Source organism: Paenibacillus sp. JSM ZJ436 (assembly GCF_044383795.1).
Lineage (GTDB): Bacteria > Bacillota > Bacilli > Paenibacillales > Paenibacillaceae > Paenibacillus_AQ > Paenibacillus_AQ algicola.
Genome location: NZ_JBISEO010000001.1, coordinates 324,336 through 349,219 on the forward strand (window position 1 = coordinate 324,336; position 24,884 = coordinate 349,219).

A 24,884-nucleotide genomic window follows, 5' to 3' on the forward strand; every position below is an offset into this window, starting at 1 on the left:
AATCAAATTTATTCGTTCAACTATTGTGAATTGTGCATTTAAGGTCCGTACACCCTGAAGTTTGCATTATCAGTAATATTTACTGAATAAGGACTTTTGGCTGTAGGCTTGGTAGTGTTCCAATTCCACCCGCTTGAGTCTTTGATGACCAGTTCTATAAAGTTAAACGGCCCATGTTGAGTGTTTGTTGCATGGGATTCTGCATTGGATTGTACATTTTGGTATTGGGACATGGTCCAACTGCCTTTATCGACATCTGCAATAAAGCCATGCCACTTACTGTCCGCTGAATCATAAGCCACGCGATATCGAACTGTAAAATCAAGCACATGGGTCCCAATCTCATCAAGTCCATACCCGCCTGAGATGTTATGCTCAATGTATGTTTTGAAACCAGTATAACCCGAATAATACCGAATGCCGGTCTGAACCCAATCACCACTGGATGATAAGTTGCTTACCCATGCTGACTCTCCACTTGAACCTAACGTCGGTAAGCTGGTTGGGGTTTTAATTTGAGCCGCTACACCATTATATGTGTAACCTGACTTAGTCACCCCTGCGTACCAGCTAGCGGCAAAGATATTTGAGCTAAACGAAATCAGACCCACTACTGCTACAACAAGAAAAACAGAAAGATTTTTCATCATCTGGTATTCACCCTTTCATATTCATTGTTGAACATTGGTAAATAGCGAGTAAATCTAAGCTGACAAATGGTATCGTGCTGATGGTGCGTCCCCTCCTAGCTAGATATCAAATGTGAGTCTCACCAGATCATCAAACTCTGTCCTTTGTAGGTCACCTATATCCTACTATTTATTCCTATTTATGGGAATACGATAAAAGCCTCATTTAAATTCGTGTTCGAACGCGCAAATTCGACTCGATTTTCCAATTGGTGGGCACGAATAAAATTCGCTTCCTACCTAAAGGAAGTACGATATTTCAATACACCTGCTCAAACAATGGTTACTGCAATTATCTAAAATTTCAAAGTTCCTATTTTGATTTTGTCAAAGGAACATCGCACATTTTAAGACTTGTATTGTCGTGAGTTAGATTGTCCGATATGCTAGTTCCAGTATCATTATTCCGATACTGACCATTTTAGGAACTTTTCACGGAGGGGATCATATGAAGCGAAATTGGGAGCTGGAGGAGTTAATTGAGCATTTCACATTTCTTCCAAATGAAATGCAGCAAGTCGGCAATAAGTCGGGGGAGACTCGATTGGGGTTTGCTGTTCTGTTTAAGTTTTTCCAATATGAAGCGCGATTCCCATTCCATAAATTTGAAGTGCCCAAAGCAGTCATTCAATACATAGCAAAGCAGATCGAGGCACCGGCAGAGCTGTATACACAATACGATTGGGCCGGTCGCTCCATCACCTACCATCGAACACAAATCAGGGAGTTCTTTGGCTTTCGTGAGGATACCATCAATGATGCTGAAGAGGTAATCGATTGGCTATGCAAAAGTGTGTTATTCCAGGATCACGACTTCGAACATTTGGTTGAGACCGTATACCGGCGATTTCAGGATATGAGAGTTGTACCGCCTACGGCTGATCGCATCGAACGACTTATCAGAGCCGCAATCCGAACATATGAGGAACAATTTTTCCAAGCCACACTGGAAAAACTGCCTACGCCGTCGATGGCGTAAAATAAGTTGTGTACCAGAATTTGTGGTCTAGCCGAACACAAAAAAAGTAGGGTATTCTCGGGGTTGCGATGCCACCAGAGAAAGGACCCTACCGATGACTAATATAACCGAAAACACGATGAATAATCTATTTGAAAATCTTGTCATGCAATTTGTACAGGATAACCTCGAGCGCATAATGCGTGCTGAAATTACAGCCTTTATGGAATCGGACGAGTCCTGCAGACACAATAGCCGCAATGGCTACTACAAGCGCTCCCTTCACACGAAATACGGCAACATCGAGGACCTGTCGGTTCCGCGAGATCGTAACGGCGAGTTCCAGACGCAAGTGTTCGAACCGTATCAACGTCGTGACGGTTGGTTGGAGGAAGCTGTCATCCAAATGTACAAAAGCGGCATGGGCACCCGTGACGTCGCTCGCTTCATCGAGAGCATGTTCGGTAGCCACTATTCTCCGACGACGGTAAGCAATATTACGGCAACTGTGCTTGAAGACATTCAGATCTGGCAGGAACGCCGGCTCTCCAAGCGCTACGCCGTCATCTATTTAGACGGGATGTACGTCAAGTTAAAGCGCAGCACGGTAAGCGGCGAGGTCATCTATTTCGCGATGGGGATCGACGAGCACGGACATCGTCAGATCCTCGGCTTCTACATCGGCGGGCAGGAGAGCTCTAACGGCTGGCGCGAGGTGTTGAAAGACCTCTATAGCCGTGGAGTCGAAAAAGTACTGCTCGGCGTGTTCGATGGCTTGCGGGCTTGGACGATGCCTTCCGGGAGACCTATCCGAAGGCCGATGTGCAACACTGCATCGTACACAAGGTCCGAGCGACCTTCCCGAAGATTCGGGTGGAGCACAAGACCGACGTGATTAACGATCTGAAAACGATCTATAACGCGAACGACCATGAGATGGCGCTTGCCGCCTTCGACACGGTGAAGTCCAAATGGGGCAAGCTTTACCCGAAGGAGATGAAGTCATGGGAGAGCCAGCTGTCGACGCTGTTGACGTTCTACAAGTACCCCGCGGCACTGAAGAAGGCCATCTATACGTCGAACCCCATCGAGCGTATGAACAAGGAGTTTCGTAAGCGGCTCAAGCCAATGAACAGTTTAACGAATATGGATGCGGCCGAGAAAGTCGTCTACTTACAATGCATTGAGTACAACGATACGTATGCAGAACGCGTCACACCTGGATTCGGAATGACAGAGGTCAAAAAGAAGCTTGCTGAGATGTTTGACGAACGCTATCCGCTACCCGAGAGTAACCAGTAACGACCGCACAAACGTGGGGCTTGTCCCCCACGAACAACACGGTCTCAACATTCAGACATCACTCATATCCATCGTCCCGATGGATATCCTTACCGCCTTACACAAACTTCTTGACGCTACCTTTGAAAGTGAGAAAGAGGTGAATTAATAGATGAAAATCAATAAAATAAACTTCATTATGCTGCTTCTTGCAGTTGCTTTAGGTTTTATACTTGGGTGGCTCTTGATGCCTAGTAGTGAACATGATAAGTGGACTCCGGATAAGATCAGTCTTTACTATAACGAAGAACAAAGCCAGGTTACAAAAGTAGAGCAGCCGCAAACTTTCGATCAGATCCTTCATTTAATTATATTTGAAAAAGGAGATATGATGTCAGGAGGAAATCCTCCTTTATCTGAAGAAGAGGTCAAAGAGATGAAAAAATCTGCAGTAGAATACTTCTATAATAAACCGATCTCTATACAGATCAATAACGGAACTGGTAAATTCGAAAAAATAAAATTTAAATCTATCCTTTTTCCAATAGATGAGAAATGGAATGGTGCAGCTTATATACAAACAACCGATTCAACTTACTTGTATTTCGTATCTAGGCCGAGTTTAGATTTCATGTTGAGACATATGTAGATGTTGACTCTTGCAATTCAATTTTAAATAATACCCGATATAATCCATTCGTTTGCGGGTGGTGTCAGTTAAGCTGGTACCATCCCTCACTGGAAGCATCTAATCCCCGTAATAAAGCGCTTCGCGCCTTAGCATGGCTAGACTCCTAACAAAGATTTACTCTCTTTAAAAAACAGCGTATAATATAAATTATACGCTGTTTCGATTTTAAGCGATTTTTCAATGACTAATGCACCCTTGTCCCACCTCAATAAGTGTAATAATAATCTATATCATACATTTATAAACAGATGATTCATCATCGCTCTGCTGGATTTCAAATCATCAAGGAGGTTCTGTCGTGGAGGAAGAGCAAGACGTTAGAGAACAATATGCAGAAGAACTAGAGGGGTTCTTGATCTGGATGAAGGATGCCGGCTATACCTCTTATACGATTCGTTCGTACATAAGTGACTTGCTGGAGTTTTTGAACGCTTTAAATGGTAAACAGATTCATCAAGTGAAGAAGATTCATGTCATGTCGCATTTATCCTCGGTGAGGGAGAGAGGGGTAAGTGATGCCACGCGTAATCGCAAGCATGCAGCTGTGACCTGTTTTTTTAAAGCGCTGATGGAGCTGGAGCTTGCAACTCACAATCCTGCTGCCGGAGTCAAAAAATCCAAAACCGAAAAGAACAAAACACCCATGTATCTAGACGAACAGGAATTGTCCCGTTTTTTTGCATCGGTGCAAGGGAAGTACCGGACTCGGAACATTGCGATCTTCCTGCTTATGGCTTATATGGGGCTTCGAATCGGTGAGGTGCATTCGCTGAATTTAGCCGATTACAGAGCTTCGCAGCGGTCACTGAACGTATTCGGTAAAGGACGTAAGTGGAGGACCATACCGGTACCAGAGACTGTCGCTATGATGCTCGAAGCTGCTTTAAAGGACAGAATTGAGCCTCGCCGGATCAAGGAGGACGCCATGTTCACCTCGCAAAAAGGACGCCGGCTGTCTGTTCGATGTATCCAGCAAATTGCCGCCGAAACGTTTGACCGCTTTCAGCATCATTTACCGGCAGAACGGCGAATTGCGTATTCCAGTCATAAGCTGAGACACTCCTTCGCGACCATGCTGCTGCGCAAAGGGGCTGATTTGAGAACAGTGCAGGAGCTTTTAGGTCACTCCTCCATTCAAACGACCACGGTCTATACACATGTCACTGACAAAGAAAAAGCAGCGGCCGTAGATAAGCTCGACATCCAGCTTCCCATTAGCATAACCAATTAATACATATTAATTATTATGTAAACTAATGAACGGATAGCTATGATTCACTCCGAGATGCTCACATCACGTATGACCTGCGGCAAAAAAAGACGCCCACCTCATTTTTATAAGATGGGCGCCTTACATTTACAGATTCAGCTTGGCAATCTCGGCCTTCAGCTTGTCGGCAGATTGATGGAACAGCTTGGTTTCTTCTTCACTCAGAGGAAGATCCAACACTTCCCGCACGCCGGATCGGTCTACAACACACGGCACGCCCAGATACACATCGGACACGCCATTATATTGATCTAGCAGTGTGGACACATTGAGTACGGCGCTTTGATTTTGCAGGATGGCGGTGACAATTCGATCAAGGGCCAAGGCAATGGCATAGAAGGTGGCGCCTTTGGCGTTGATAATCTCATAGGCTGCATTTTTCGTGCTGTCAAAAATTCGTTCTTTGTGCTCATCCTCAATGTCCAGCGCTGCACCGGCGACATTGGCAAGACTCCATACAGGAACCTCCGTATCTCCGTGCTCGCCGATAATGTGAGCATGAATGCTGCGGGGATCAATCTGCTTGTGCTTGCCGAGTAAATAACGGTATCTGGCGCTGTCGAGCAAGGTTCCGGAGCCGATCACGCGGTGAACAGGGAACCCGCTGTATTTTAAGGTCACATAAGATAAAATATCAACAGGATTGGTAGCGATCAGAAGAATGCCTTCCTGATTATATTGCGTAATATTATGTACAATGTCTTTGAAGATGGCAGCGTTCTTCTTGAGGAGGTCCAGACGGGTTTCACCAGTCTTTTGAGCAGCGCCGGCCGTAACGATCATAATATCTGCGCCTGCACAGTCGGAGTAATCCCCAGCCCAGATCTTTACACCGCCAACGAAGGGAAGACCGTGATTCATATCCAGCGCCTCGCCGACAGCCTTCTCATGATTCACGTCAATGAGAACAATTTCGGATACCCGTTTGCGCAGCATAAGGGTATAGGCGGTCGTAGTTCCTACCGCTCCCGCTCCGATAATTACGGCTCGAGTGGGCTTGTACGTCGTTGTGTTCATGTTACCGTCTCCTTTAAATTAAGATTGAGGTATACACACGCGTGGAAAGCATTGGAACGACTTGTCACCTTAATACTAAGGGATGCAGATTAGCCTCCGCAATAGAAAGGATTGAACAAATGATTACAATTTCATCGTTATTATTTTTTATCGGCGCTGCCGTGCTGTTGATCCTTGTTCCTGGACCTGATTTGATCTTTGCAGTAACCCAGGGCTTGACCAGCGGCAAAAAAGCAGGCGTCATGACGGCCATTGGGCTTAGTCTCGGCAATGTCATTCATACTTTAGCGGCTGCTTTGGGGCTCTCCCTGATTCTGAAAACTTCTGCGTTTGCATTTACGCTGTTCAAAATTCTCGCTGCTGGCTATTTATTGTATCTGGCATACATGTCCTTTAAACACCGTAAGGACCCCATTGAATGGAAGCAGGGCAAGAATCAAAGTGGAGTTCAGCTTCTTCTAAAAGGGTTCATGATGAATGTCCTGAATCCGAAGGTGGCACTCTTTTTTCTAACGTTTCTGCCTCAGTTCGTCAATTATTCCTATGGGAGTGAGGCTCTGCAGTTGATTATGCTCGGGGTGATCTTCTTGGTGCTCAGCGGCTTGATCTTTGGACTGCTGGCTTATTTTGCGGGTGCATTCAGCGAACAGCTGCTCAGTAAGCCAAGCTTCGGGATTTGGAGTCAAACCGCTGGAAGTACTATTTTTGCGGCGCTCGGCATCAAGCTGCTCTTCACCAAAATGTAAATCAAACAAGCAGGGAGCCAGATCGGCTTCCTGCTTGTTTGATCTAGACCCAATCAGGTTTCTTCCCGCTGCGCCGCCTCGTCTTTAATTTCGTTGCGGAAGCTCGCGATGCTTCTCTGACGGCGTTCGTTTTTCTCCATCAGCTGTTCTTTCTCGGAGGCTGATATTTCGTCACCATGCTCATACAAGTAGTCCTTGGTCTCCCGAAAATTCTCAATCGTATTTTGCACGGCTTCTTGTAGGCGTTCTACGTTATCACTGCGGTCATCCGGTTTCGGCATCAATATTCACCCTCCTGATCTTAATGGTTGTGGCTTATCCGTCCAGGTGCGGATGCAGCACGTCATCAGTCTTCCAAACGTTGCCGAGCGTTATGCACGGACGGCGTGTAAAAGCGGATGGCTACAATATTGTAACTTCTTCCCACTTCATCCTTGTCCTGAAAAGAGCGGACGGGTATGTTATAATGACTCCGACTAGAGGAGTCCATTTACGCGGCAAGAACGAGGAGGACAGGTGAGATGAAAGGTTACACCATACAGCTCAGGCGCTGGGGAATCATCGGATTCATGATCTTGATGTTCACGGCATGTACCCCGGATCAAGAAGCTTCAGACGCCGCAGACAGCCTTCCCGCAATGACAAAGCCGGAAGAAGAAGAGTCCATCAAGGATGGACAAACTCTTACAGTGGTCACTCCGGAAACTGCTAAAAACCCTCCTGAAACCAAAAATAAATATCAAATCCAAACGCGTTTAACCGATTTTCATATGCTGGATGAGGCAACCGGAGTGGCCTGGGGACTTAATGGAACAGCTCTGCGCCTCTACATTACAGACGATTATGGTGAAACGTGGGTAGATATCTCTCCCTCTTCCAATGTGAAATTTATGGACAAGCTTGTCTATGGAACCGATCTAGTGTTCACCGATGAGCGGCATGGCTATATTGTCCGGAATGGACAGGGACAGAGAGATACGATGATTATGACAACCGTGGACGGGGGAAGAGAGTGGAGATTTTCGTCTTTACCAAACACCGGGCGGGTTACAGCCTTGAGCTTTGATTCTGATCAGGGCTGGGTCATGACGGCTCCTAAATCCATTCTGGGTATCCAGGAGAAAATTCTGTACCGTCTCGTTCCACAAGATACGGCCTGGACAGAGATTATGCAGAACCGGAACTATCCGGCTTCGCGAGTACCGGATTTTGTACTTCCAAGAAGCGGCTTCGTGACAGGCATGTCCTATGCCAATGCCTATACCGGATTGGTTTCCGTTAAAGAGCGCCGGGGTGGAGCGCTGTATATCACCCGGGATGGAGGAGAAACCTGGAGTCCGGTCGACCGCGTGTTTTCGGAAGAACCGCTGACGGAGTGCGAAACCTTTTATCCCGGCTCGGCCGTATTTTTAGGAAATGCGCAGAAGGTTTGGGTTCCCTTGCAATGCTTTATGGAAGAACAGCTTCACGATCTGGGCTATTTCTCCGAGGATGGGGGCAAGTCGTGGGAGCTGATTGAATTTCCGTTGGTTCGAAAGAGCAGCACCCGGAATGCCGCCCCTTTCTTTTATCGCATGAATCAGGGATATGCCATTATGGACGGCATCGTTTATGTTACAGAGGACAAGGGTCAAACCTGGGAGCCCTTTGAAGAGGATGAAGTATTGGCTCAGAATTTGGACAACTACCCGATCATATCCAAGCTGCAGTTTGCTTCGAGTGAGGTAGGCTGGATGCTGGTTGAAACGTTGGATGGATCTCGATCCAGATTGCTTCTTAGCCTCGATGGAGGGAAGAGCTGGAAGGTGCGTTAATACGAAACATTAAAGCCGCGGTATAGCGCAACGTGTCCTCCTTTGCAAGGATTCAAGTTATTTTCTCGTACAGGCGCATATACTTGAATGATCACGAGGGATGGCCTGCGTGAGATGAACCTTGCGGGGAGGGTGCCGAAATGGGATCGGATTCACAGTGGATGTTCGACTTTTTCGGAAGCGTGATGCCCGTTTTTTTGGTTGCAGTACTGGGCATTGTATTGCTGTCAGCCGGCAAAAATATACTGCAGTGGAATCGCAACAACCATCAGCCGCTGTTGACGGTGTATTCGGTGATTGTTAGCAAGCGAAGCGAGCTGAAGCACACGGCTCCTGCGGAGGATGGCAGCGGAAGCCGCCCCCGTACCCTATATTTCATCACCTTTGAGGTGGAGAGCGGCGATCGAATGGAATTTGCCGTAAGCGGCGATGAATTCGGCATGTGCGCCGAAGGAGATGAAGGCCGGCTCTCTTTTCAAGGAACCCGATATTTAAAGTTCGAAAGAGATCATAAAATACGCCGTCAGGCGCTTCGAGGATGAGGAATGCATGAAATTTCAACAACAGACTGTACTGATTACCGGTGCTGCTCAAGGCATTGGCCGTGGTCTTGTAGAAGCGTATGCAGCTGCAGGCGCACATGTATATATGGCAGATGTGCAGGAGAAGGAAGGGGAGGAGCTGGCCCAGACCCTGCAGCAGCAAGGATGGTCTGCCACGTTTGTACCCTGTGATGTTCGAGAGGAGCATCAGATTCAGCACTTCGTCCAGGCGGCAATCCAGCAGACAGGGCGAGTGGACATTGTCATCAACAACGCCGGAGTTTCTCGTTGGAAATCGCCGCTTGAGCTGACTATAGAGGAATGGGACGATGTGCTGAACATTAATGTGCGCAGCAGCTTCCTGCTATCTAGGGAGGCAGCCAAGCATATGAAGTCCCAGGAGCAGGGGGGAGCCATTGTTAACATTTCCTCTACCCGCTCTCTGATGTCGGAGCCCCATTCCGAAGCTTATGCTGCGTCTAAAGGAGCCATTGTTGCCTTAACGCATGCGCTCGCAATGAGTCTTGGGCCTCAGGTTCGAGTGAACTGCGTCAGTCCCGGATGGATCGAAACTCAAAACTACAGTGCACTCCGGACAGAAGATCACGAACAGCACCCTGCCGGGAGAGTAGGAACCCCGCAGGATATTGCAAGAGCCTGCTTCTATCTCACAGATCCGGATAATACCTTCGTTACAGGTACCCATATGGTAGTCGATGGCGGAATGACTCGCAAAATGATATATGAAGAGTAGATCACTCCTTTGTTCCTTTCCAGTCATAGAGAAGCACCAGGACAGTAAGCAAAGCTTGCTGTCCTTTTCAATACATCAGTGATCATATTAATTATTATGTAAACTATTTTCTCGCCACTTTAATTTCTTACATCACGCTTATGAGCTTCAGTCACAAAACTCTCATTAGCTTTGGTCAGCACGCTTTGATATTATGTTACATGAATGACCATAATCATCCTTAAAGGAGGAGCGAACGTGTCTAAATCCATCAAAGCTGCCGCACTACTATTCATCATGCTTCTCATCCTTAGCCATCCGACTGACGTCTGGGCTCATTCCAAGCTTACGGCATCGGAGCCAGCGGCCGGATCGGATGTTAATGATGTTGTATCTGAGCTGGACCTGACCTTCAATGAAAATATTGATCCCAAGCTTAGCAGCCTCACGATTACGAATGCAGAGGGACAGTCCTCAGCCTTATCCGCCGTTACGGTTACCGGACAGGAAATGAAGGCTGTTCTCGAGAACGCACTTCCATCCGGGACGTATGAGGTACAGTGGAAGATCATTAGTGCGGATGGCCATCCTATTCAAGACAAGTATTCATTTACCGTTACGGCCCCGGAAAAGGCAGCAGACTCTAGTGAGAATGCGACAGAACAGCCTCCTGCGGGCTCCGAAGCATCCGAAGCATCCGAAGAGACGGACAGCCAAGAGGAGGCAGCTTCTGAGGCGGCACCTGAAGGAGAGTCTGCTCCGGAGAATAACGGTAATGCCGCCGAAGGCGAAGATGAAGCACAATCCAAGACCTCGGAAGCAGCTGAAGCCGGAAGCTCTCCTGCGATCCTGATCGGAGTCATTGTCCTTGTGATTGTGGCTGCTGCGGGAGTGTATATCGTAAGACGACAAGCCCGTAACAAAGGATAAGCCATGTACTGGCTCAGCGAACCCATCCTCTATCTGGGATATTCAGTTCTTGCCGGGATTGCCGTCTTGTCTCTGGTTCCCTCCAGTCAGAAGCCGAAGCTTTCGCTTCCATCGTGGCTCGGACCCGCGGCTGCAGGTGTCGTGATGATCGGCTCTTTTATTCCAGTGCTGCAAATTATTATGTTCTTCAAAGATGATATCGGTCTGTATGCTTCCTTTGAAGCGGTGATGTTTTCCTTCTCGGAAGGTGAACGCTATACCTGGATTCTGATTCTGTCCTTGCTAATGGCTGTGACTTCAAGAAGAGTCATCAAGAACCCGCAATCCAGACTGAGAGGCGTGCTATTGCTGCTGCTGCTGGCTACAGCAGCGGCGATGTCCGCCTTTAACCATGCCGCTTCGCTCATGGGCTGGAAAGGGCAGGCTGGGTACTTCATTCATTTTACGGCCATGGCAGTCTGGTCGGGGACGCTGTTTATCGCAGGCTTCTACAATAAGGGCAGAGAGGGCTGGAGCTCATACCTGCGTTGGTTTCATCCGTTAGCGGTCACGGCAGTCCTTCTGGTTATATCATCAGGCCTTTTTCTGATGTCGGCGGTCACCCCCCAGCCCGTTCAGAGCTGGATTCTGCCCTATGGACAGGCCTTGCTCCTTAAGCACATATTGATCCTTCCGGTTTTAGTGTTCGGGCTGGTCAATGGACGCTGGGTCCGGCAAAGGCTGGAACGCTCCTCAAGCTTTGCTCCTGCAAGCTGGGCCAAGGCGGAGGGGGTACTGCTGTTTCTCATTTATGTCGTTACCGGTTTTTTAAACCAGCAAGGCGCACCGCATGCCTACCCCGAGGTCCTAACGTCCTCCTTTTCAGCAAAGCCGTTCCTATGGTTTCATCCTGAGTTTACCGAGGGACCCATCATGCTGGAGTGGAGCTTTACTGGAACCCTGCTGCTGCTTCTGGCTGCCGGAATGCTGGCAGGAATGCTATGGTCCTTTATCAAGCATAAAAAAGCAGTCACCGCGCTTCTGCTATCGCTGGGCGCTGCGGCTGCGGCTTATGCAGGCATCATGTTTAGTGTTGCCTGAATTACGGATAAAAGGCTCAGATGCGTCACGCGACGCATCTGAGCCTTTTACTTATTTTACCGTCTTATTGTAGGTTTCAATCTTGGACGTAATTTCTTTGGCAGCCTTGTCCAGAGCTTCTTGAGGGCTGCTTTGCCCGTTTAATACTTCTTCAATCGCTGTTTCGGTAATCTGTCTTGCCTCTGGGAACACGCCCATCACTGCGCCCTGAGTTGCCGCATTCGGCACCGTTTGATGCAGCTGGTCTACCGCGGTTTGAAACTGAGGATACTTCTTCAGGTTCTCTTTGACGCTGTCTTCCTCATACGCCTTGGTGTGCACCGGGAAGTAGCCTGTGTTAATATGCCACTCGGCCTGCGTAACCGGGTCCGCAAGATACTTCATGAACTCCCAGGCTGCTTTCGATTCCTCCTCGGATTTATTGTTCATGAGCCACAGGCTGGCTCCACCGATGATAACACCGCCTTCACCAGCGTCTGAAGGCTTCGGCAGGAAGCCTGTTCCGACTTCAAACTTGCCTTCGGCAGAGCTGACAATACCTCTCAAGGAAGCAGTAGAATCCAGCATCATCGCGATTTGGCCGGCCGCAAAGGCTTTTTTCGTGTCATCCGTTTTCCGGCCCAGGTTTAACAGAGATTGATCGTCCAGCATTTCCTTCCACCACTCAAGGGTCTTCACACCGGCTTCGCTGTTTAGCTGAGATGCCGTTGCGGCTGAAGAACGGCCATTCCCATTGTTAAGGAGCTCCTGTCCCTGGTTCGCAAAGAACTGCTCCATGAACCAGCCATAAATGGCAAAGGATGCTCCGGTTTGTCCACCTTGAGTCAGCTTCTTGGCAGCTTCTGCTACCTCTTCATACGTTTGAGGCGGGTTCTCAGGGTCCAGGCCGGCTGCTTTAAAAGCATCCTTGTTGTAGTACAGAATCGGGTTAGAGGAGTTAAAAGGCATAGAATACAGCTTGCCATCAAAGGTGTAATAGTTCTTGATATTCGGCTCCAGGCCTGAAATGTCATAGCCTTCAGCATCCATAAAATCTTGAACAGGGCGGGTCGCTTGTGTATCCATCATAAAGCGGCTGCCGATTTCATACACCTGAATCATCGTGGGTCCGCTGTCCGAGCCAAGAGACGCCTTTAGCTTGTTCAAGCTCTCGTCATAGGTGCCCTGAAAAACGCCCTCCACTTCGATTCCATCCTGCTTCCCATTAAAATCTGCGATCAGCTTGTCTACCGCCTGTCCCAGCTCACCACTCATAGAATGCCACCATACGACCTTAACCGGAGTACTAGAGGTAGCTGCCGCTGCTTTAGCCGGTGGAGCCAGCGGCTCTTCAATGCCCCCTGCTCCGTTACTGCTGCACGCTGCGCTGACCAGCATGGTCCATGCCAGCAGCATGAGCGTCAGTGACCTTCTTCCATAGCCCTTCTTCATCTTCATAATCTCTCCCTTATGAGTTATTGAGCTTGCTATATCAGAAATTGAGCTGACTAAAGCTTCAGCTCAAGGCTGATTGTTAACCCTTCAGCGCTCCTGCCGTAATGCCGCGAATGAGAGGCTTCAAGCCTAAGGCGAGCAGCAGCAGGGAGGGAAGCAGCATGAGCAGCACACCGGAGAGAATCAGATTCCAGGCATTCATCTCCTCAAATTGCAGCATGCCTACACCGATTTGCACCGTGCGCATCTCTTCGCGGTTGGTGGTCAGGAGGGGCCATAAATACATATTCCAGTGATTCAGAAAGGAATAGACACCCAGTGTCGCTATACCGGGCAGGGAAAGCGGAAGCGCCATAGTGATAAAGGTGCGAATATGTCCGCAGCCGTCAACCCGCGCAGCCTCGAACAGCTCTTTGGGAAGCTGGAGAAAGGTTTGCCGCAGCAAAAAAGTGCCGAATGCGGTAGCCAGAAACGGAACGATCAGGCCGGGATAGGAATCCAGCCAGCCCCAGCTTTTGATCGTTAGATAATTCGGGATCATAATGACCTCCCAAGGAACCATCATCGTGGATAGAAACAGGCTGAAGAGCAGGGTTTTGCCTGGAAATCGCATAAAAGCAAACGCATAAGCTGCCAGACTTGAGGTCACTATTTGTCCCAGCATAATGACCAGGGATACCCAGAAGCTGTTCGTAATAAAGCGAAGGACCGGTACGGTCTCTATAACCTTCATGTAATTATGTAAGCTGATGCTTTCTGGCAGTAAAGGAGGCGGATACACTGACGATTCGGCCTCGGTCATCATAGAAGAGGACAAAGTATACAGCAGCGGAAAAGTGATCAGAAGCGCGCATACCACCAGCAGCACATAATTTAACAACGTAGAAGAAGCGATTTTTACGCTCACTGATAATGCACCTTCCTCTCTACGAATTTAAATTGGAGCAGCGTCAGCAGCAAAATGATGACAAACAGGATCAGGGCCTGCGCACTGCCGATGCCGAAACGGAAATTGACGAATGCGTCTTGATAAATGTTAAATACAATCACATTCGTACTGTTTATTGGACCGCCCTTCGTTAAAATATTAATCTGGCCAAACGCCTGAAATGCTCCGATGATGGAAACGACCAGGGTAAAGAAAAGGGTAGGAGAAATCAGCGGCAGTGTGATGCGGAAAAACGTTCTAAAGGGATCACTGCCATCGATCCGTGCGCTGTCAAAAATGTCCTCTGAAATGCCTTGAATCCCGCTCAGCATCAGGATGTAGTTAAAGCCTAGATTCATCCAAACCGTCATAAGCGCGACCGAGAACATAGCCCAATCGGGATCTGTGAGCCACTGAACGGGTCCGATCCCTGCCAAGGAGAGTAAATAATTGAACATGCCCATGGTCGGATGATAGAGGATCATCCAGATCATGGATCCTGTACCGACGGAAACAGCCATAGGCAGGGAGAAGATAAACCGGAATATTTTCATCCCCTTTAGCGTATTGAAAGAGAGAACCGCCAGAATAAGAGCCGCCGCCATGGCGGTCGGTACGGTCATCAGCATAAACAGAAAGGTATTACTCAGACTTTTTACAAATATATCGGCTGTCAGTATGTCCACAAAGTTGTCCATGCCGACAAAGACAGCGACTCTTCCTTGAGGATCCGTTAAAAATAAGCTCAGATATATGGATTTCAGCAGCGGATAAAACAAAAAGAGGCCGAACAGCAGCAATGAAGGGGACAGCAACAAATAGGCGACCCAGCTTTCTTGCAGCCGCGGGTTTCGCAAGACACGGGCAGCGACCGGCTGACGTGTGCTGGGAGAGCGGGCCTCGGTGGCTGCAGTTCCGGGAGGTGAAAGCAGCAGATCTTTGTCCATATTTTCTTTAGTCCTCTCTATCAGGTTTAGGCTTACAGATCAAAGTATAGAAAGAGGATGTTAAATAAAATGGATGAATTTGTAATGAAAGAGTAATTTTTTTGCAATCATAAAATTTATTGTCACATTTCTGGGCGAATGCACATACGATACGTTGTGCAATTAATGTGCGGTAGGAAGGAGGAGCCATCATGGCGGTCATCAATACCAACTCATCTGATGTCGATTTATTGGCTAGGCTGATTCGGGCTGAGGCTGAAGGAGACGGGGAGCAGGGGATGCTGATGGTTGGAAATGTCGGTGTGAACCGCATCCTGTCCAATTGCCTGGACTTCAAGGGAATTCGCAGCATGAATGACATGGTGTATCAAAGCCCTGGAGGGTTCGAGGCAACACAGAAGGGCTACTTTTATCAAAAGGCAAGAGAGCGCGACCGCAGGCTGGCCCGCCGCGTCATTGCCGGCGAACGCGTCTGGCCTGCAAGCAACGCGCTCTGGTTCTTTCGGCCTGCCGGAGGCTGTCCGGCAACCTGGTACAATCAGCAGAACACAGGACGCTATAAAGCTCACTGCTTCTTCAGGCCGACAGCAGCCGATTGTCCGTCCGTGTATTAAAACTTAAGAAGTACGAGGAGGAAAATACTTATGATGAATTTCGGCGTCCCTTCAAATCCGGTAATTGGCAACGGCTATCCAGGCTTATCCCAGCAATCTCAGCGCGGAGCTGCACCCGGATACAACGCAAACGTACCGCCGCAAATGACTGGAGGCGCAGGCTATACGGCGAATGTTCCTCAGCAGGCTATGGGCTCCAAAGGGTATTCTGCGAATGTACCGCCTCAAGTCATGAGCGGCGCAACCATGACTCCGAGCGGCCAAGTGCTGCCCACGCCGCAGTTCGAGCAGTCCTACATCGAGAATATTCTGCGTTTGAATCTTGGAAAGCAAGCGACCTTCTACATGACTTATGAGAACAACTCCCAGTGGAACGCCAAAATTTTTACAGGTGTCATCGAAGCAGCGGGGCGGGACCACATCGTCATCTCCGAGCGTCAGAGCGGTCGGCGCTTGATCCTGCTCATGGTAAATCTGGATTATGTCGTTTTTGATGAGCCGCTGAATTATCAATATCCCGGCGTCATTGGGAATCCGCCGCCTACAGGGCGTTAATCCATAATCGTCTTGGCCCGGACACCGGCCTGTACAGCTTAGCCGCGGTGCATGCCGGTGTTTTTTTTCTCCAGGGTGCAGAATCAGGCGAAATCAAGAGATATCGGGTTTATGCTTGCAAAACAGCCTGTAACATCTGAAGATGTTGTCATCACATTCAATTTGACTGTCAAAAGGTTAGCTATATAATTAATGATATAGGATAGTAACCCTTGAATCTTGAGAGGAGATGAGCCCGTTGGGAAGTTGAAGCTGAATCTGATGACAGAGATGACGTCGTATCCCGAGTTGGCAACACACATTTTTAATTACCGAAGGAGGTGTTCCTATTCGCCTTAGAGCCACATCCGGCGGATAGGAGAACATTTGAGTGACCCCTTACCGAGTCTAATAGGTTTATCCTTGGTTATGATTTTGGTATTTTTGAACGGTTTTTTTGTAACTGCAGAAATTGCATTTCTGAAGGTGAAAGGCAGCCGGATCGACGCATTAGCGGAAGAAGGCCATCGTAAAGCAAGACAGGCGCAGCGAATCCTGCGCAATCTGGACCCGTATCTGATCTCCTGTCAGCTGGGCATTACGTTATCGACCCTGGCACTTGGCTTTGTGGGAGAGCAGACGCTAGCGGGCATGCTTGCCCCTTTGATGTCAGCGACTGGCTGGAGCACCGGGGTACTTCACACTATTTCTATACTGATTACCTTCGCATTCATTGCAATCATGCATATGATCTTTGGTGAACTGGCACCTAAAACCGTAGCCGTGCGCAAGGCAGAAACCATGACACTGCATACCGCCAACTTGATCCGTGGGTTTTATGTACTGACCTACCCCGTGATCTGGCTAGTGAACGGAGTGTCGAATGTGCTGCTGCGTGTATTTCGGATGACGCCCGTCGTGGAGAAGGGAGCGGTTCATACGGAAGAGGAAATTCTCGATCTTATGAAGGAGAGCAGCGAGGTAGGTCTCATTAATGATACCGAGCTTGCTCTGGTGGACAATATTTTCGAATTTGCAGACACCACAGCCAGAGAGATCATGATTCCGAGAACCGATATGATCTGCTTGTATACCAACCTGTCGATGGAAGAAAATCTGGATATTGCGCTGAATAATATGCGCACCCGTTATCCGATCTGTGAAGAGGATAAAGACCATATATCCGGCTTCATTCATATCAAGGATTTGATGAGGGGGCATATCGGAGATCAGCTCACCCTGATCCGCCCAATCATTGCCGTGCCGGAATCCATCAAAATCAGTGAGCTGCTGAAACGGATGCAGCGTTCCAAGACCCAGATTGCCATTCTTATTGATGAGTATGGCGGAACCTCGGGGCTGGTCACGATGGAGGATATCATGGAAGAGATTGTCGGGGAAATTCAAGATGAATTTGACCAGGAACGACAAGGGATTGAAGTGATATCAGAGGACGAGTACTCTATTGACGGCTTGATGCTAATTGAAGAAATAAACGGCCATTTCGGCCTGAACGTAGATACAGAAGATTATGATACGATTGGCGGTTGGCTATCATCCAAGCTTGAAGCTGTAGTGCCTCAAGTCGGTCAATCGTATGCGTTTGAGCATGTGCTGCTCGTCGTTGAGGAGTATGACCATAAGCGAATATCACGGATTCGACTGATTCAGCAGGGCCATATGGAACTGCTGGAAGCCGGCGCATCTTAGTTTCAAATAAAACCAGCGAAATATTTCGCTGGTTTTATTATTTTCCATGTCATAAATGCAAAATATTTCAAGGAATATATAAGGAGGTCATGCTAGAATATGGATCGAAAATAAAATAAAGGGTAAGGTGATATGATGTTGAAATTGTTCAAGCCTGCTAAAATTACATCTATGTTTGCCGCAGCATGTGCCCTTAGCTTGACCCTCGCTTCTGGCGTTTATGCCGACACTTCTTTGGAGAGCGCCAACAAAGAGCCTCGTGCTTTAACGGCTCCGCCTCCGGTAGAAATGAACATCAACGCCGCCAACTCCAGCACCATGTACATAACCTCGATTGGGGCATCGCTGCAGCGATACGGCTCCATTCAATTCCAGCTTAATGGTTCAACCAGCTCCAGCACGGTCGTCGACAGCATCGGAGTTAACTTTATATTGCAGCGCTGGACAGGCTCTGCCTGGGTAGACAGCGGTACCAGCTCCGGACAATCTAACAATGCAGCATTCTACAACGACAACCGAATATTCAGCGCCACTACAGGCTACTACTACCGCGGCAAAACGATTCACTGGGTGAGAAAAGGCACTTTTTATGAGGAAACGCTGAATTACACCGAGACAATTCTCCGCTAACTTAAATCATTTTTCAAGGGGCTGTCCCAAAAGATCTAGGGTCTTGCGGGATGGCCTCGTTTGTTGTTGCGAGATGCTTCGTGGCCTGACAAAAGTAAGCCTTAAGGTCGGATGGTTTTCGCTTGCCTTAATATGCTCAAGAAGGGGTAACACCAGCAAAACGCGAAAAACGTACGCTAAGGATGTTTAGGCATTATTAGCGATCATCAAGTCATCAAGCGGACAGAAACGGATTCTACCTTCCTCTTAGCGTATAACATCTAATTGTTGGCGCTACCCCCCTCTTTATACCTTCAATGTTTTAGAAAGTTAGTAACCCCCAAGAAAAGAAGCTTGCTGCTCAAAGCAAGCTTCTTTAAATGTAGAGTAAAGGACTGAGCAGGTCTCAGCCCTTTACTCTACAAATATAAACAAATGACCGTTTTTTAGCGATCATTTGTTTAGTCCCTTTGAAAATACATGAATGTCTTTTGGATCTTTAGTTTGCGTTACGACTTTTTCATTGTCTAATATGAGGATTGTTGGGGAATGTTTAAGATCAAATGTTTTTTTGTAGTTATATTTTTGGGTTTTATCATTTACGCTAACAAAAGTCATGTTACTAATCTTCATCGATTTTAGGACTTCTTCGGAGTTAATTACTTCTACCATTTCTTTCGTTAGGGCCGAGTAATCAGTTGTTTCACCGTCCCAGAAAACATAAATACTATAGAAACCTTTCTCGCTTGCGACCATACTTTTAACGACATCAGCTTTACTTGTAGAACAGCCTGCAAGAGCGCTTAGTGCTAGGGCAAAAAGGAGTATTATTAGTGCGGACCTTTTTATAAAAACCAGCCTCCCTTGGAACAACAATCGGAGGTCCTATGAGTAGGACCCCCGTTGTTATTGTATCACTCACTGACGATTGATGCTATAAAATTAGGAATGCAAAAATTATCATGCAGAACGACATCTTGTGCAGGAATATCACCGAAGTAATACATTGCTCCGATATCAATAGAGGCACTCGTTGCAACTTCACAGCTTTGTCCTGCCCCGGTAATTGTCGTAAGCCCTTCAAGATAATATTGATCCAAATCGTCGCCATTGTTATCAATAAAATCCAGATATTGTTTTTTTAATTTCCAGTTTGCAGATGTTCCGGGAGAATGAGAGACAACAGACAATTGAACGAAGAACTTTTGAAGCACATTTCTCCGCTCGGATGGGAACACATCAATTTCTTGGGAGAATGCAAGTTTGACATCAAGCAAATCAAGGCGTTGAAGGGTTTACGTCCGTTAAAATCCCCGTCAAGCGAAGCGTAGCATCTAGCGAATATAAATTCCGGATTTCCTTAGCGTACGGGAAATCCGGGTTATTGGGGGAAATGATCGCTTAGCGTACGTTTTTCGCGTTTTGTTGGCGGGACCCCTACTTCTCTTTAGCGCTGCATGCCATCCGCAATAGCAATGAGCTCTTCCCGGGTAACGGGGGCGGTAATGAGTGTGCGAACATTGTTGTCTACGAAATCCAGCTGATTATAGCCGGTCGACGTTTCTTTAATCTGTGCTGTCACCCCTGAAGCTAACGTAATTTCGCTCAGTTCTCCGAGCACACCAATGCTAACCTTCTTGCCATCTGACAAATCATAGAAGTCGAACGTTAAGCGATCACCCTGATCGTTGGTGTAGACCATAGTCAGCATGCCAATCGGATCGTCTCTCTTCACCACATGAGGCAATGCCTCTTCGTAACGGTAGCCGTCTGGAATATATCCCAGCTCTGGCATCGCAAAGGTCAGCTTTTCTTGAATTTCGTCCCAGGTGTAAGTCGTATTGTCGACTTCAGGAATCGTAACCTGGCCTTCATTTGGATGTAATTGCGCGGGCTCATCGTCTCTGTAGTCTGGAGGTGGTGACGTCTTGGCCTTGGACTCATTCTCGCTGACCGGTTCATCTCGCCCGGATACAATGGTAATAATCCCATCGCCCCAATCCTTAACCTGCTGGTAGAGCGGGGAGATTGCCTGGGTCACAGCCGGAGGCGAGAAAATTATAGCTCCACCGGCGATGGAAGCCGCGATAATGCCTGCAATCTGATACCTCTTAACACGCTTTCTTACTTTATGCTGCTGATCTAGCTGCTGCTTTACCTTCTGCCAGGATTCCACTTTAGATGTCGGGACGGGGTAGGGGGAATCCATCTTGGATGCGGCCGACTCGAAGGCTTCGTCAAACGCCTTGTCAAACGCCTCATCAAAAGCCGGGTCAAATCCATCTTCAAATTTTTCGTTGCTCATCAAAAACACCCCATTCCCTGTTCAGCTTCTTCTTCACGGATTCCCTGGCGCGATAAAGCCGCTGCTTCACGATCTCTTCCTTCGTATTTAGCACATCGGCAATTTCCTTATAAGACAATCCGTGCTTCCAGCGATACTCAATCAGAAGTCGGTACTCCGGCTTCATCTCCTCCAGGTAAGCTGCAATCGATTCTTCCATCAGCTTCGATTCCACCTGGTGCTCCACATTGTTAGAGGTAGGTAGCACCGCTTCTTCACTAATATAAACACGGTCAACATCCAGTTGGTTACGGCTGTTTTTGTTTTTTCTCAAAAAATTCATGGTTGAATTTTTGACCACTACACGCAGCCAGGCTTTTAGCTTGCCTTCATTCTCAAATTCCGGCTTATGGGTGATGACTTTAATAAATGATTCCTGAATAATATCCTCAACCGCTGCATGATCTCGTACAATATACATGATCTGTCCGTATACCAGATCATAAAATTCATAATAAATTTCTTCCTGTAAGGCTTCATTTATATTCTCAAATTCTGCTGCTAACAACAGCTGAAGACGATTAGACACACGATAATCTCCTCTCCGATGCATCTTTCTCTAATCTTTTATATATTTTATAACTTTCTTGAAACAACGTCCAATAAACCTTATGTATAGCATGTAAGCGTTCTAAATATAACCTGTCAAGATAAACCGTTTCAGGATGACCACAACAGTTTGAAACCGGGACTTTTGTAGGACTAATCTGCCCTGTCTGGTTATGTCGACAGGGTTGCTTTTTTGGAATATATAATTTTAAAATGGGGAGTACAAGGGGGAGATCATGATGACAGGAGCGTTAGCTTATGGATAACCTGCCGGACAGGATCCCGAATGTACTCATCTTCATATCCGTCTTGATCGCTGTAGTGTCTACCTATACAGCCTTTCATTATATTCAGCAAGCATTGTTAAGAAATATTAAAACTTTAGGATATACATTCTTCATCTCATTTGCCCTGGGGACAGGGCTTTGGAGTATGCATTTCGCAAGAATGCTGTCGATGGATTTCGGCTATGCCTTAGCATACGAACCACCCATGTTTGCCGTTTCATTTCTTCTCCCATTGATGGCCTCATTTTTTGCTGTCCGCCTGGTCTTCATGGACCATGTCATCTCCAGAATTCAATTTATATTAAGCGGACTGCTGATCTCGCTGGCGATGGTGTCCATGCACTATGCCGGGATGCTGTCGCTGGATATTCCTTTCATGTACCGCCAAAATCCTCTCTATGCTTCACTTTCCGTAATTATTGCCATGCTGGCCGTGTATACCGCTTTATATTTAGGCATCTACCGCTCAGTCTCACCGCATCGCCAATCCCGCTTGCGCCGCTGGGCAGGTGCGGTAATCCTCGTGCTGTCCGTTTCACTGATGCATGATACGGCGATGGAGGGAACGACCTTTACACCAAGCTCTCAGATTACTGCAGACTCGCTCAACGAAGGGATGAAAAGCACATTGTTGGCAGCTATGGTCATCACCGCTTCGCTGCTGCTCATCACAATCATTCTTACTGGGCTCTACTGGGACCGGAGAAGGGTCTTAACCGATGCGAGATTCAATGAACGGCGCTACATGACATTGTTCGAGCATAACCCCGACCTTGTTGTCTGTGTAGATCACCATCAGAAAAAAATCTTGAGCGTAAATCCGGCTGTGCTCGCCCTGACGGGCTATACCCCAGAGGAATTGATATCACTGCCTCTAGATGATCTGTTCTGCAATCGCCGTGACTATCTCATTATGCTCTCCGCGGTCCGCCAAGCATCGGAGGGAAGCCCGAGGCAAGTGGAAATCCGTATCCGAAGCCAGCAAGGAGTGATGCTCATACACAGCGCTACCGTATTCCCTCTGGAGACGCCGGGTCATCAATGGTCTTATATTATTACAAAGGACGTCACGGACAAGCGTCTGTTTGAGCAGGAGCTGATGGCCGCAAAAGAGGCAGCAGAAGGAGCAGCACGGATGAAAAGTGAATTCCTGGCGACGATGAGCCATGAATTAAGAACTCCGTTAAACGGGATTATCGGCATCAACGAGCTGCTTGGGGACGAACAGGATGAGGATACCAGGAAGGAGCTGCTAGATTTGCAGCTTAAGAGCAGTCACGCCTTATTAAATGTAATCAACGATATATTGGATTTATCAAAGATGGAAGCGGGCAAGGTGAAGCTGGTTCGGGATGATTTCAATCTGCACCAGCTCATATCAGAATGCTTCGATTTGTTTGAGATTATATCCCGGGATAAGGATCTTATCGTTCGTTACGTCGTTGACGAGCAGATTCCAGGCCTGCTGACAGGAGATCCTATGCGATTACGACAAATTCTGGTCAACCTGATTGGCAATGCGCTTAAATTTACGGAGCGGGGCTATGTGAGTCTGCACGTATCCGTAGTAGAGGAAGCCAGAGATTACTTCAGCCTTCAATTTACCGTGGCGGACACAGGTATTGGCATCAAGCCAGAGCAGGCTGAGATGCTGTTCCAGCCTTTCTCCCAGCTTCATGAAAGGGAGGGCAGGGAACGCAAGTACGAAGGCACAGGCCTTGGCCTTGCCATCTGCCACAAGCTCGTAGAGCTGATGGACGGAAAGATTTGGGTAGAGCCGCGATTTGAACAAGGCGCTTGCTTTGCATTTCGCGTACCCATTCGGAAATCCAAGGCCGCACAGGAGACCGCAGCGGCCACATAAGACAAAGGGGTGCCCGGCTGATTACAGCCAAAGGCACCCCTTTTCGTTATGAATGAATCATTCATCCCAGCATTACGCCCAGTTTCCATTGATGAAGATAGGCTCTTCCAGGCCTTCCTTTGTAATCCCCGTGATGCTCAAATCCTTGGAGCCCATCATAAAGTCTACATGAGTGATACTTGCATTCAGTCCGTGCTCAGCCAGCTCTTCAGGAGACATGGTCTTGCCGCCCTCCAGGTTGAAGGCATAGGCACTGCCAATAGCAAGATGGCAGGATGCATTTTCATCGAACAGCGTCGTGTAATACAGTATTCCGCTGTTCGAGATCGGGGAATCAAAAGGCACCAGCGCAACCTCGCCAAGATAGCGGGAGCCTTCGTCCATTTCAATCAGTCGCTTCAAGGTATCGTAGCCTTCTTCAGCAGCATAATGTACAATTCGGCCTTCTTCAAAGGTTAATGAGAAGTTGTTGATGATATTCCCGCCATAGCTCAGCGGCTTCGTGCTACGCACAGTGCCATGCACGCCGGTTTTCAGAGGGGCAGTAAACACCTCTTCGGTCGGAATGTTGGCGACGAAACGATCACCTTTCTCGTTCAGGCTTCCAGCCTGGGCCCAGATATGGCCTGGAGGGAGCTCAATGACAAGATCAGTGCCTTCGGCCGTAAAATGCAGCTTGTGGTATTTCTTGCGGTTCAGCTCATCTGATTTCTTCTGAAGCTTATTAATATGCTGCTCCCAGGCAGCAACCGGGTCTTCCTGATCCGCGCGTACTGCTTCAAAAATAGCATCCCATAACAGCTTCACCTGCTGATCCTGAGGTTCATCGGGAAACACCTTGGCAGCCCAGTCCGGCGATGCGAAAGCAAGACCGGTCCAGCTCATCTTGTCGGCCTGCTGGTATCTGCGGTAGGTAGCCATCGCTGCGCCAAATGTACGCTGAAAGTTAGATACTCTTTCAGGCTGTACCCCTTTCAGCAAATCCGGATTCGAGGACAGAATCGTCATGAATGCGGCGCCGTTGCCGGCAAGCTCCGTCATTTCTTCGGCATAATAGGTAGGGGGCGTCAGAAAATCCTCGTCCGGCGCAAGATCAAACCGTAAGCGGTTCACTTGCTCGTCACTGTAATTGACCTTAACATGCTTGGCTCCGGCCTCATAGGCTTTGCGCACGACGAGGCGAACAAGCTCCGCCGAGTCAATCATCGCATTCACAACCAGCACCTGCCCAGGCTGCAGGTTGACACCTACTTTAACGGCAAGCTCCGCATATCTCTCCAGCTTTTGTTGAAATGTCAGCATGCTTAAAACTC

25 protein-coding genes and 2 pseudogenes are annotated in these 24,884 nt (G+C 47.9%); 16 read left to right on the forward strand and 11 right to left on the reverse strand.

Going from position 1 to position 24,884, the window contains the following annotated elements; genetic code table 11:
- Nucleotides 1-38: 38 nt before the first annotated feature.
- The gene (locus ACH6EH_RS01655) at nt 39-650 is read right to left on the reverse strand and encodes a hypothetical protein (protein WP_397330825.1); all 612 of its coding nucleotides are present in this window, start codon (nt 648-650) and stop codon (nt 39-41) included.
- A 487-nt stretch (nt 651-1,137) separates the two neighbouring features.
- Here ACH6EH_RS01655 and ACH6EH_RS01660 point away from each other — a divergent pair, with 487 nt between their 5' ends.
- The 4 genes and pseudogenes from ACH6EH_RS01660 to ACH6EH_RS01675 all read left to right on the forward strand — a co-directional run bounded on the left by ACH6EH_RS01660 (nt 1,138) and on the right by ACH6EH_RS01675 (nt 4,850).
- Nucleotides 1,138-1,668, forward strand: a complete 531-nt coding sequence (locus ACH6EH_RS01660; protein WP_397330826.1) for a DUF4158 domain-containing protein — start codon at nt 1,138-1,140, stop codon at nt 1,666-1,668.
- A 94-nt stretch (nt 1,669-1,762) separates the two neighbouring features.
- Nucleotides 1,763-2,949: pseudogene (locus tag ACH6EH_RS01665) on the forward strand (IS256 family transposase).
- A gap of 151 nt (nt 2,950-3,100) precedes the next feature.
- The gene (locus ACH6EH_RS01670) at nt 3,101-3,577 is read left to right on the forward strand and encodes a hypothetical protein (RefSeq protein ID WP_397330827.1); all 477 of its coding nucleotides are present in this window, start codon (nt 3,101-3,103) and stop codon (nt 3,575-3,577) included.
- Nucleotides 3,578-3,980: 403 nt separating this feature from the next.
- Nucleotides 3,981-4,850 (forward strand): tyrosine-type recombinase/integrase, encoded by an 870-nt coding sequence (locus ACH6EH_RS01675; protein ID WP_397330952.1) that lies wholly within the window; start codon nt 3,981-3,983, stop codon nt 4,848-4,850.
- 126 nt (nt 4,851-4,976) lie between these two features.
- Here ACH6EH_RS01675 and ACH6EH_RS01680 read toward each other — a convergent pair whose 3' ends face one another.
- Nucleotides 4,977-5,906: an L-lactate dehydrogenase gene (locus ACH6EH_RS01680; protein WP_397330828.1), complete on the reverse strand. Its 930-nt coding sequence runs from the start codon at nt 5,904-5,906 to the stop codon at nt 4,977-4,979.
- Nucleotides 5,907-6,025: 119 nt separating this feature from the next.
- On the opposite strand from ACH6EH_RS01680, the gene ACH6EH_RS01685 reads away from it, so the two are divergent.
- The gene (locus ACH6EH_RS01685; protein WP_397330829.1) at nt 6,026-6,652 is read left to right on the forward strand and encodes a LysE family translocator; all 627 of its coding nucleotides are present in this window, start codon (nt 6,026-6,028) and stop codon (nt 6,650-6,652) included.
- A 53-nt stretch (nt 6,653-6,705) separates the two neighbouring features.
- Here ACH6EH_RS01685 and tlp read toward each other — a convergent pair whose 3' ends face one another.
- Nucleotides 6,706-6,939, reverse strand: a complete 234-nt coding sequence (tlp, locus tag ACH6EH_RS01690) for a small acid-soluble spore protein Tlp (RefSeq protein ID WP_175415413.1) — start codon at nt 6,937-6,939, stop codon at nt 6,706-6,708.
- A 234-nt stretch (nt 6,940-7,173) separates the two neighbouring features.
- Here tlp and ACH6EH_RS01695 point away from each other — a divergent pair, with 234 nt between their 5' ends.
- The 5 genes from ACH6EH_RS01695 (at nt 7,174) to ACH6EH_RS01715 (ending at nt 11,751) form a co-directional block, all read left to right on the forward strand.
- On the forward strand, nt 7,174-8,466 hold the full coding sequence (locus ACH6EH_RS01695; protein ID WP_397330830.1) for a sialidase family protein: 1,293 nt from the start codon (nt 7,174-7,176) through the stop codon (nt 8,464-8,466).
- 140 nt (nt 8,467-8,606) lie between these two features.
- Nucleotides 8,607-9,008, forward strand: a complete 402-nt coding sequence (locus tag ACH6EH_RS01700) for a DUF2500 domain-containing protein (RefSeq protein ID WP_397330831.1) — start codon at nt 8,607-8,609, stop codon at nt 9,006-9,008.
- A gap of 7 nt (nt 9,009-9,015) precedes the next feature.
- On the forward strand, nt 9,016-9,762 hold the full coding sequence (locus ACH6EH_RS01705) for an SDR family NAD(P)-dependent oxidoreductase (protein ID WP_397330832.1): 747 nt from the start codon (nt 9,016-9,018) through the stop codon (nt 9,760-9,762).
- 237 nt (nt 9,763-9,999) lie between these two features.
- The gene (locus ACH6EH_RS01710; protein ID WP_397330833.1) at nt 10,000-10,671 is read left to right on the forward strand and encodes a copper resistance CopC family protein; all 672 of its coding nucleotides are present in this window, start codon (nt 10,000-10,002) and stop codon (nt 10,669-10,671) included.
- 3 nt (nt 10,672-10,674) lie between these two features.
- Nucleotides 10,675-11,751: a copper resistance D family protein gene (locus ACH6EH_RS01715; protein ID WP_397330834.1), complete on the forward strand. Its 1,077-nt coding sequence runs from the start codon at nt 10,675-10,677 to the stop codon at nt 11,749-11,751.
- A gap of 51 nt (nt 11,752-11,802) precedes the next feature.
- On the opposite strand, the gene ACH6EH_RS01720 is transcribed toward ACH6EH_RS01715, so the two are convergent.
- The 3 genes from ACH6EH_RS01720 to ACH6EH_RS01730 all read right to left on the reverse strand — a co-directional run bounded on the left by ACH6EH_RS01720 (nt 11,803) and on the right by ACH6EH_RS01730 (nt 15,060).
- Complete coding sequence (locus ACH6EH_RS01720; protein WP_397330835.1) at nt 11,803-13,188, reverse strand: ABC transporter substrate-binding protein; 1,386 nt, start codon at nt 13,186-13,188, stop codon at nt 11,803-11,805.
- Between the two features lie 76 nt (nt 13,189-13,264).
- A complete protein-coding gene (locus ACH6EH_RS01725) occupies nt 13,265-14,080 on the reverse strand; it encodes a carbohydrate ABC transporter permease (RefSeq protein WP_397330953.1) in 816 nt (271 codons plus the stop codon).
- An 8-nt stretch (nt 14,081-14,088) separates the two neighbouring features.
- Entirely contained in the window at nt 14,089-15,060 is a 972-nt protein-coding gene (locus ACH6EH_RS01730; protein WP_397330836.1) for a carbohydrate ABC transporter permease, read from the reverse strand.
- Nucleotides 15,061-15,251: 191 nt separating this feature from the next.
- Between ACH6EH_RS01730 and ACH6EH_RS01735 the strand changes: the two genes are divergently transcribed.
- The 4 genes from ACH6EH_RS01735 (at nt 15,252) to ACH6EH_RS01750 (ending at nt 18,548) form a co-directional block, all read left to right on the forward strand.
- Nucleotides 15,252-15,674 (forward strand): cell wall hydrolase, encoded by a 423-nt coding sequence (locus ACH6EH_RS01735; RefSeq protein WP_138225808.1) that lies wholly within the window; start codon nt 15,252-15,254, stop codon nt 15,672-15,674.
- A gap of 30 nt (nt 15,675-15,704) precedes the next feature.
- Nucleotides 15,705-16,229 carry a spore coat protein GerQ gene (gene gerQ / locus ACH6EH_RS01740; RefSeq protein WP_397330837.1) on the forward strand — a complete coding sequence of 175 codons (525 nt, stop codon included), beginning with the start codon at nt 15,705-15,707 and terminating at the stop codon, nt 16,227-16,229.
- Between the two features lie 408 nt (nt 16,230-16,637).
- Nucleotides 16,638-17,918, forward strand: coding sequence for a hemolysin family protein (locus ACH6EH_RS01745; protein WP_233280977.1), 1,281 nt, complete (start codon nt 16,638-16,640; stop codon nt 17,916-17,918).
- A gap of 132 nt (nt 17,919-18,050) precedes the next feature.
- The gene (locus ACH6EH_RS01750; RefSeq protein WP_138225810.1) at nt 18,051-18,548 is read left to right on the forward strand and encodes a hypothetical protein; all 498 of its coding nucleotides are present in this window, start codon (nt 18,051-18,053) and stop codon (nt 18,546-18,548) included.
- Nucleotides 18,549-18,980: 432 nt separating this feature from the next.
- Here ACH6EH_RS01750 and ACH6EH_RS01755 read toward each other — a convergent pair whose 3' ends face one another.
- Nucleotides 18,981-19,403: a hypothetical protein gene (locus ACH6EH_RS01755; RefSeq protein ID WP_397330838.1), complete on the reverse strand. Its 423-nt coding sequence runs from the start codon at nt 19,401-19,403 to the stop codon at nt 18,981-18,983.
- 38 nt (nt 19,404-19,441) lie between these two features.
- On the reverse strand, nt 19,442-19,717 hold the full coding sequence (locus tag ACH6EH_RS01760) for a hypothetical protein (RefSeq protein ID WP_397330839.1): 276 nt from the start codon (nt 19,715-19,717) through the stop codon (nt 19,442-19,444).
- Between ACH6EH_RS01760 and ACH6EH_RS01765 the strand changes: the two are divergent.
- Nucleotides 19,718-19,858, forward strand: a pseudogene (locus ACH6EH_RS01765) (hypothetical protein); the annotation flags it as partial.
- A 116-nt stretch (nt 19,859-19,974) separates the two neighbouring features.
- On the opposite strand, the gene ACH6EH_RS01770 reads toward ACH6EH_RS01765, so the two are convergent.
- Both ACH6EH_RS01770 and ACH6EH_RS01775 read right to left on the reverse strand, forming a co-directional pair.
- On the reverse strand, nt 19,975-20,832 hold the full coding sequence (locus ACH6EH_RS01770) for a DUF4367 domain-containing protein (protein ID WP_208202719.1): 858 nt from the start codon (nt 20,830-20,832) through the stop codon (nt 19,975-19,977).
- A complete protein-coding gene (locus tag ACH6EH_RS01775; RefSeq protein ID WP_138225812.1) occupies nt 20,813-21,400 on the reverse strand; it encodes an RNA polymerase sigma factor in 588 nt (195 codons plus the stop codon). The genes ACH6EH_RS01770 and ACH6EH_RS01775 overlap by 20 nt, the downstream gene beginning before the upstream one ends.
- A 278-nt stretch (nt 21,401-21,678) precedes the next feature.
- Between ACH6EH_RS01775 and ACH6EH_RS01780 the strand changes: the two genes are divergently transcribed.
- Entirely contained in the window at nt 21,679-23,571 is a 1,893-nt protein-coding gene (locus tag ACH6EH_RS01780; RefSeq protein ID WP_397330840.1) for a sensor histidine kinase, read from the forward strand.
- 72 nt (nt 23,572-23,643) lie between these two features.
- Here ACH6EH_RS01780 and ACH6EH_RS01785 read toward each other — a convergent pair whose 3' ends face one another.
- The gene (locus tag ACH6EH_RS01785) at nt 23,644-24,873 is read right to left on the reverse strand and encodes an aminopeptidase (RefSeq protein ID WP_397330841.1); all 1,230 of its coding nucleotides are present in this window, start codon (nt 24,871-24,873) and stop codon (nt 23,644-23,646) included.
- Between the last annotated feature and the right edge of the window lie 11 nt (nt 24,874-24,884).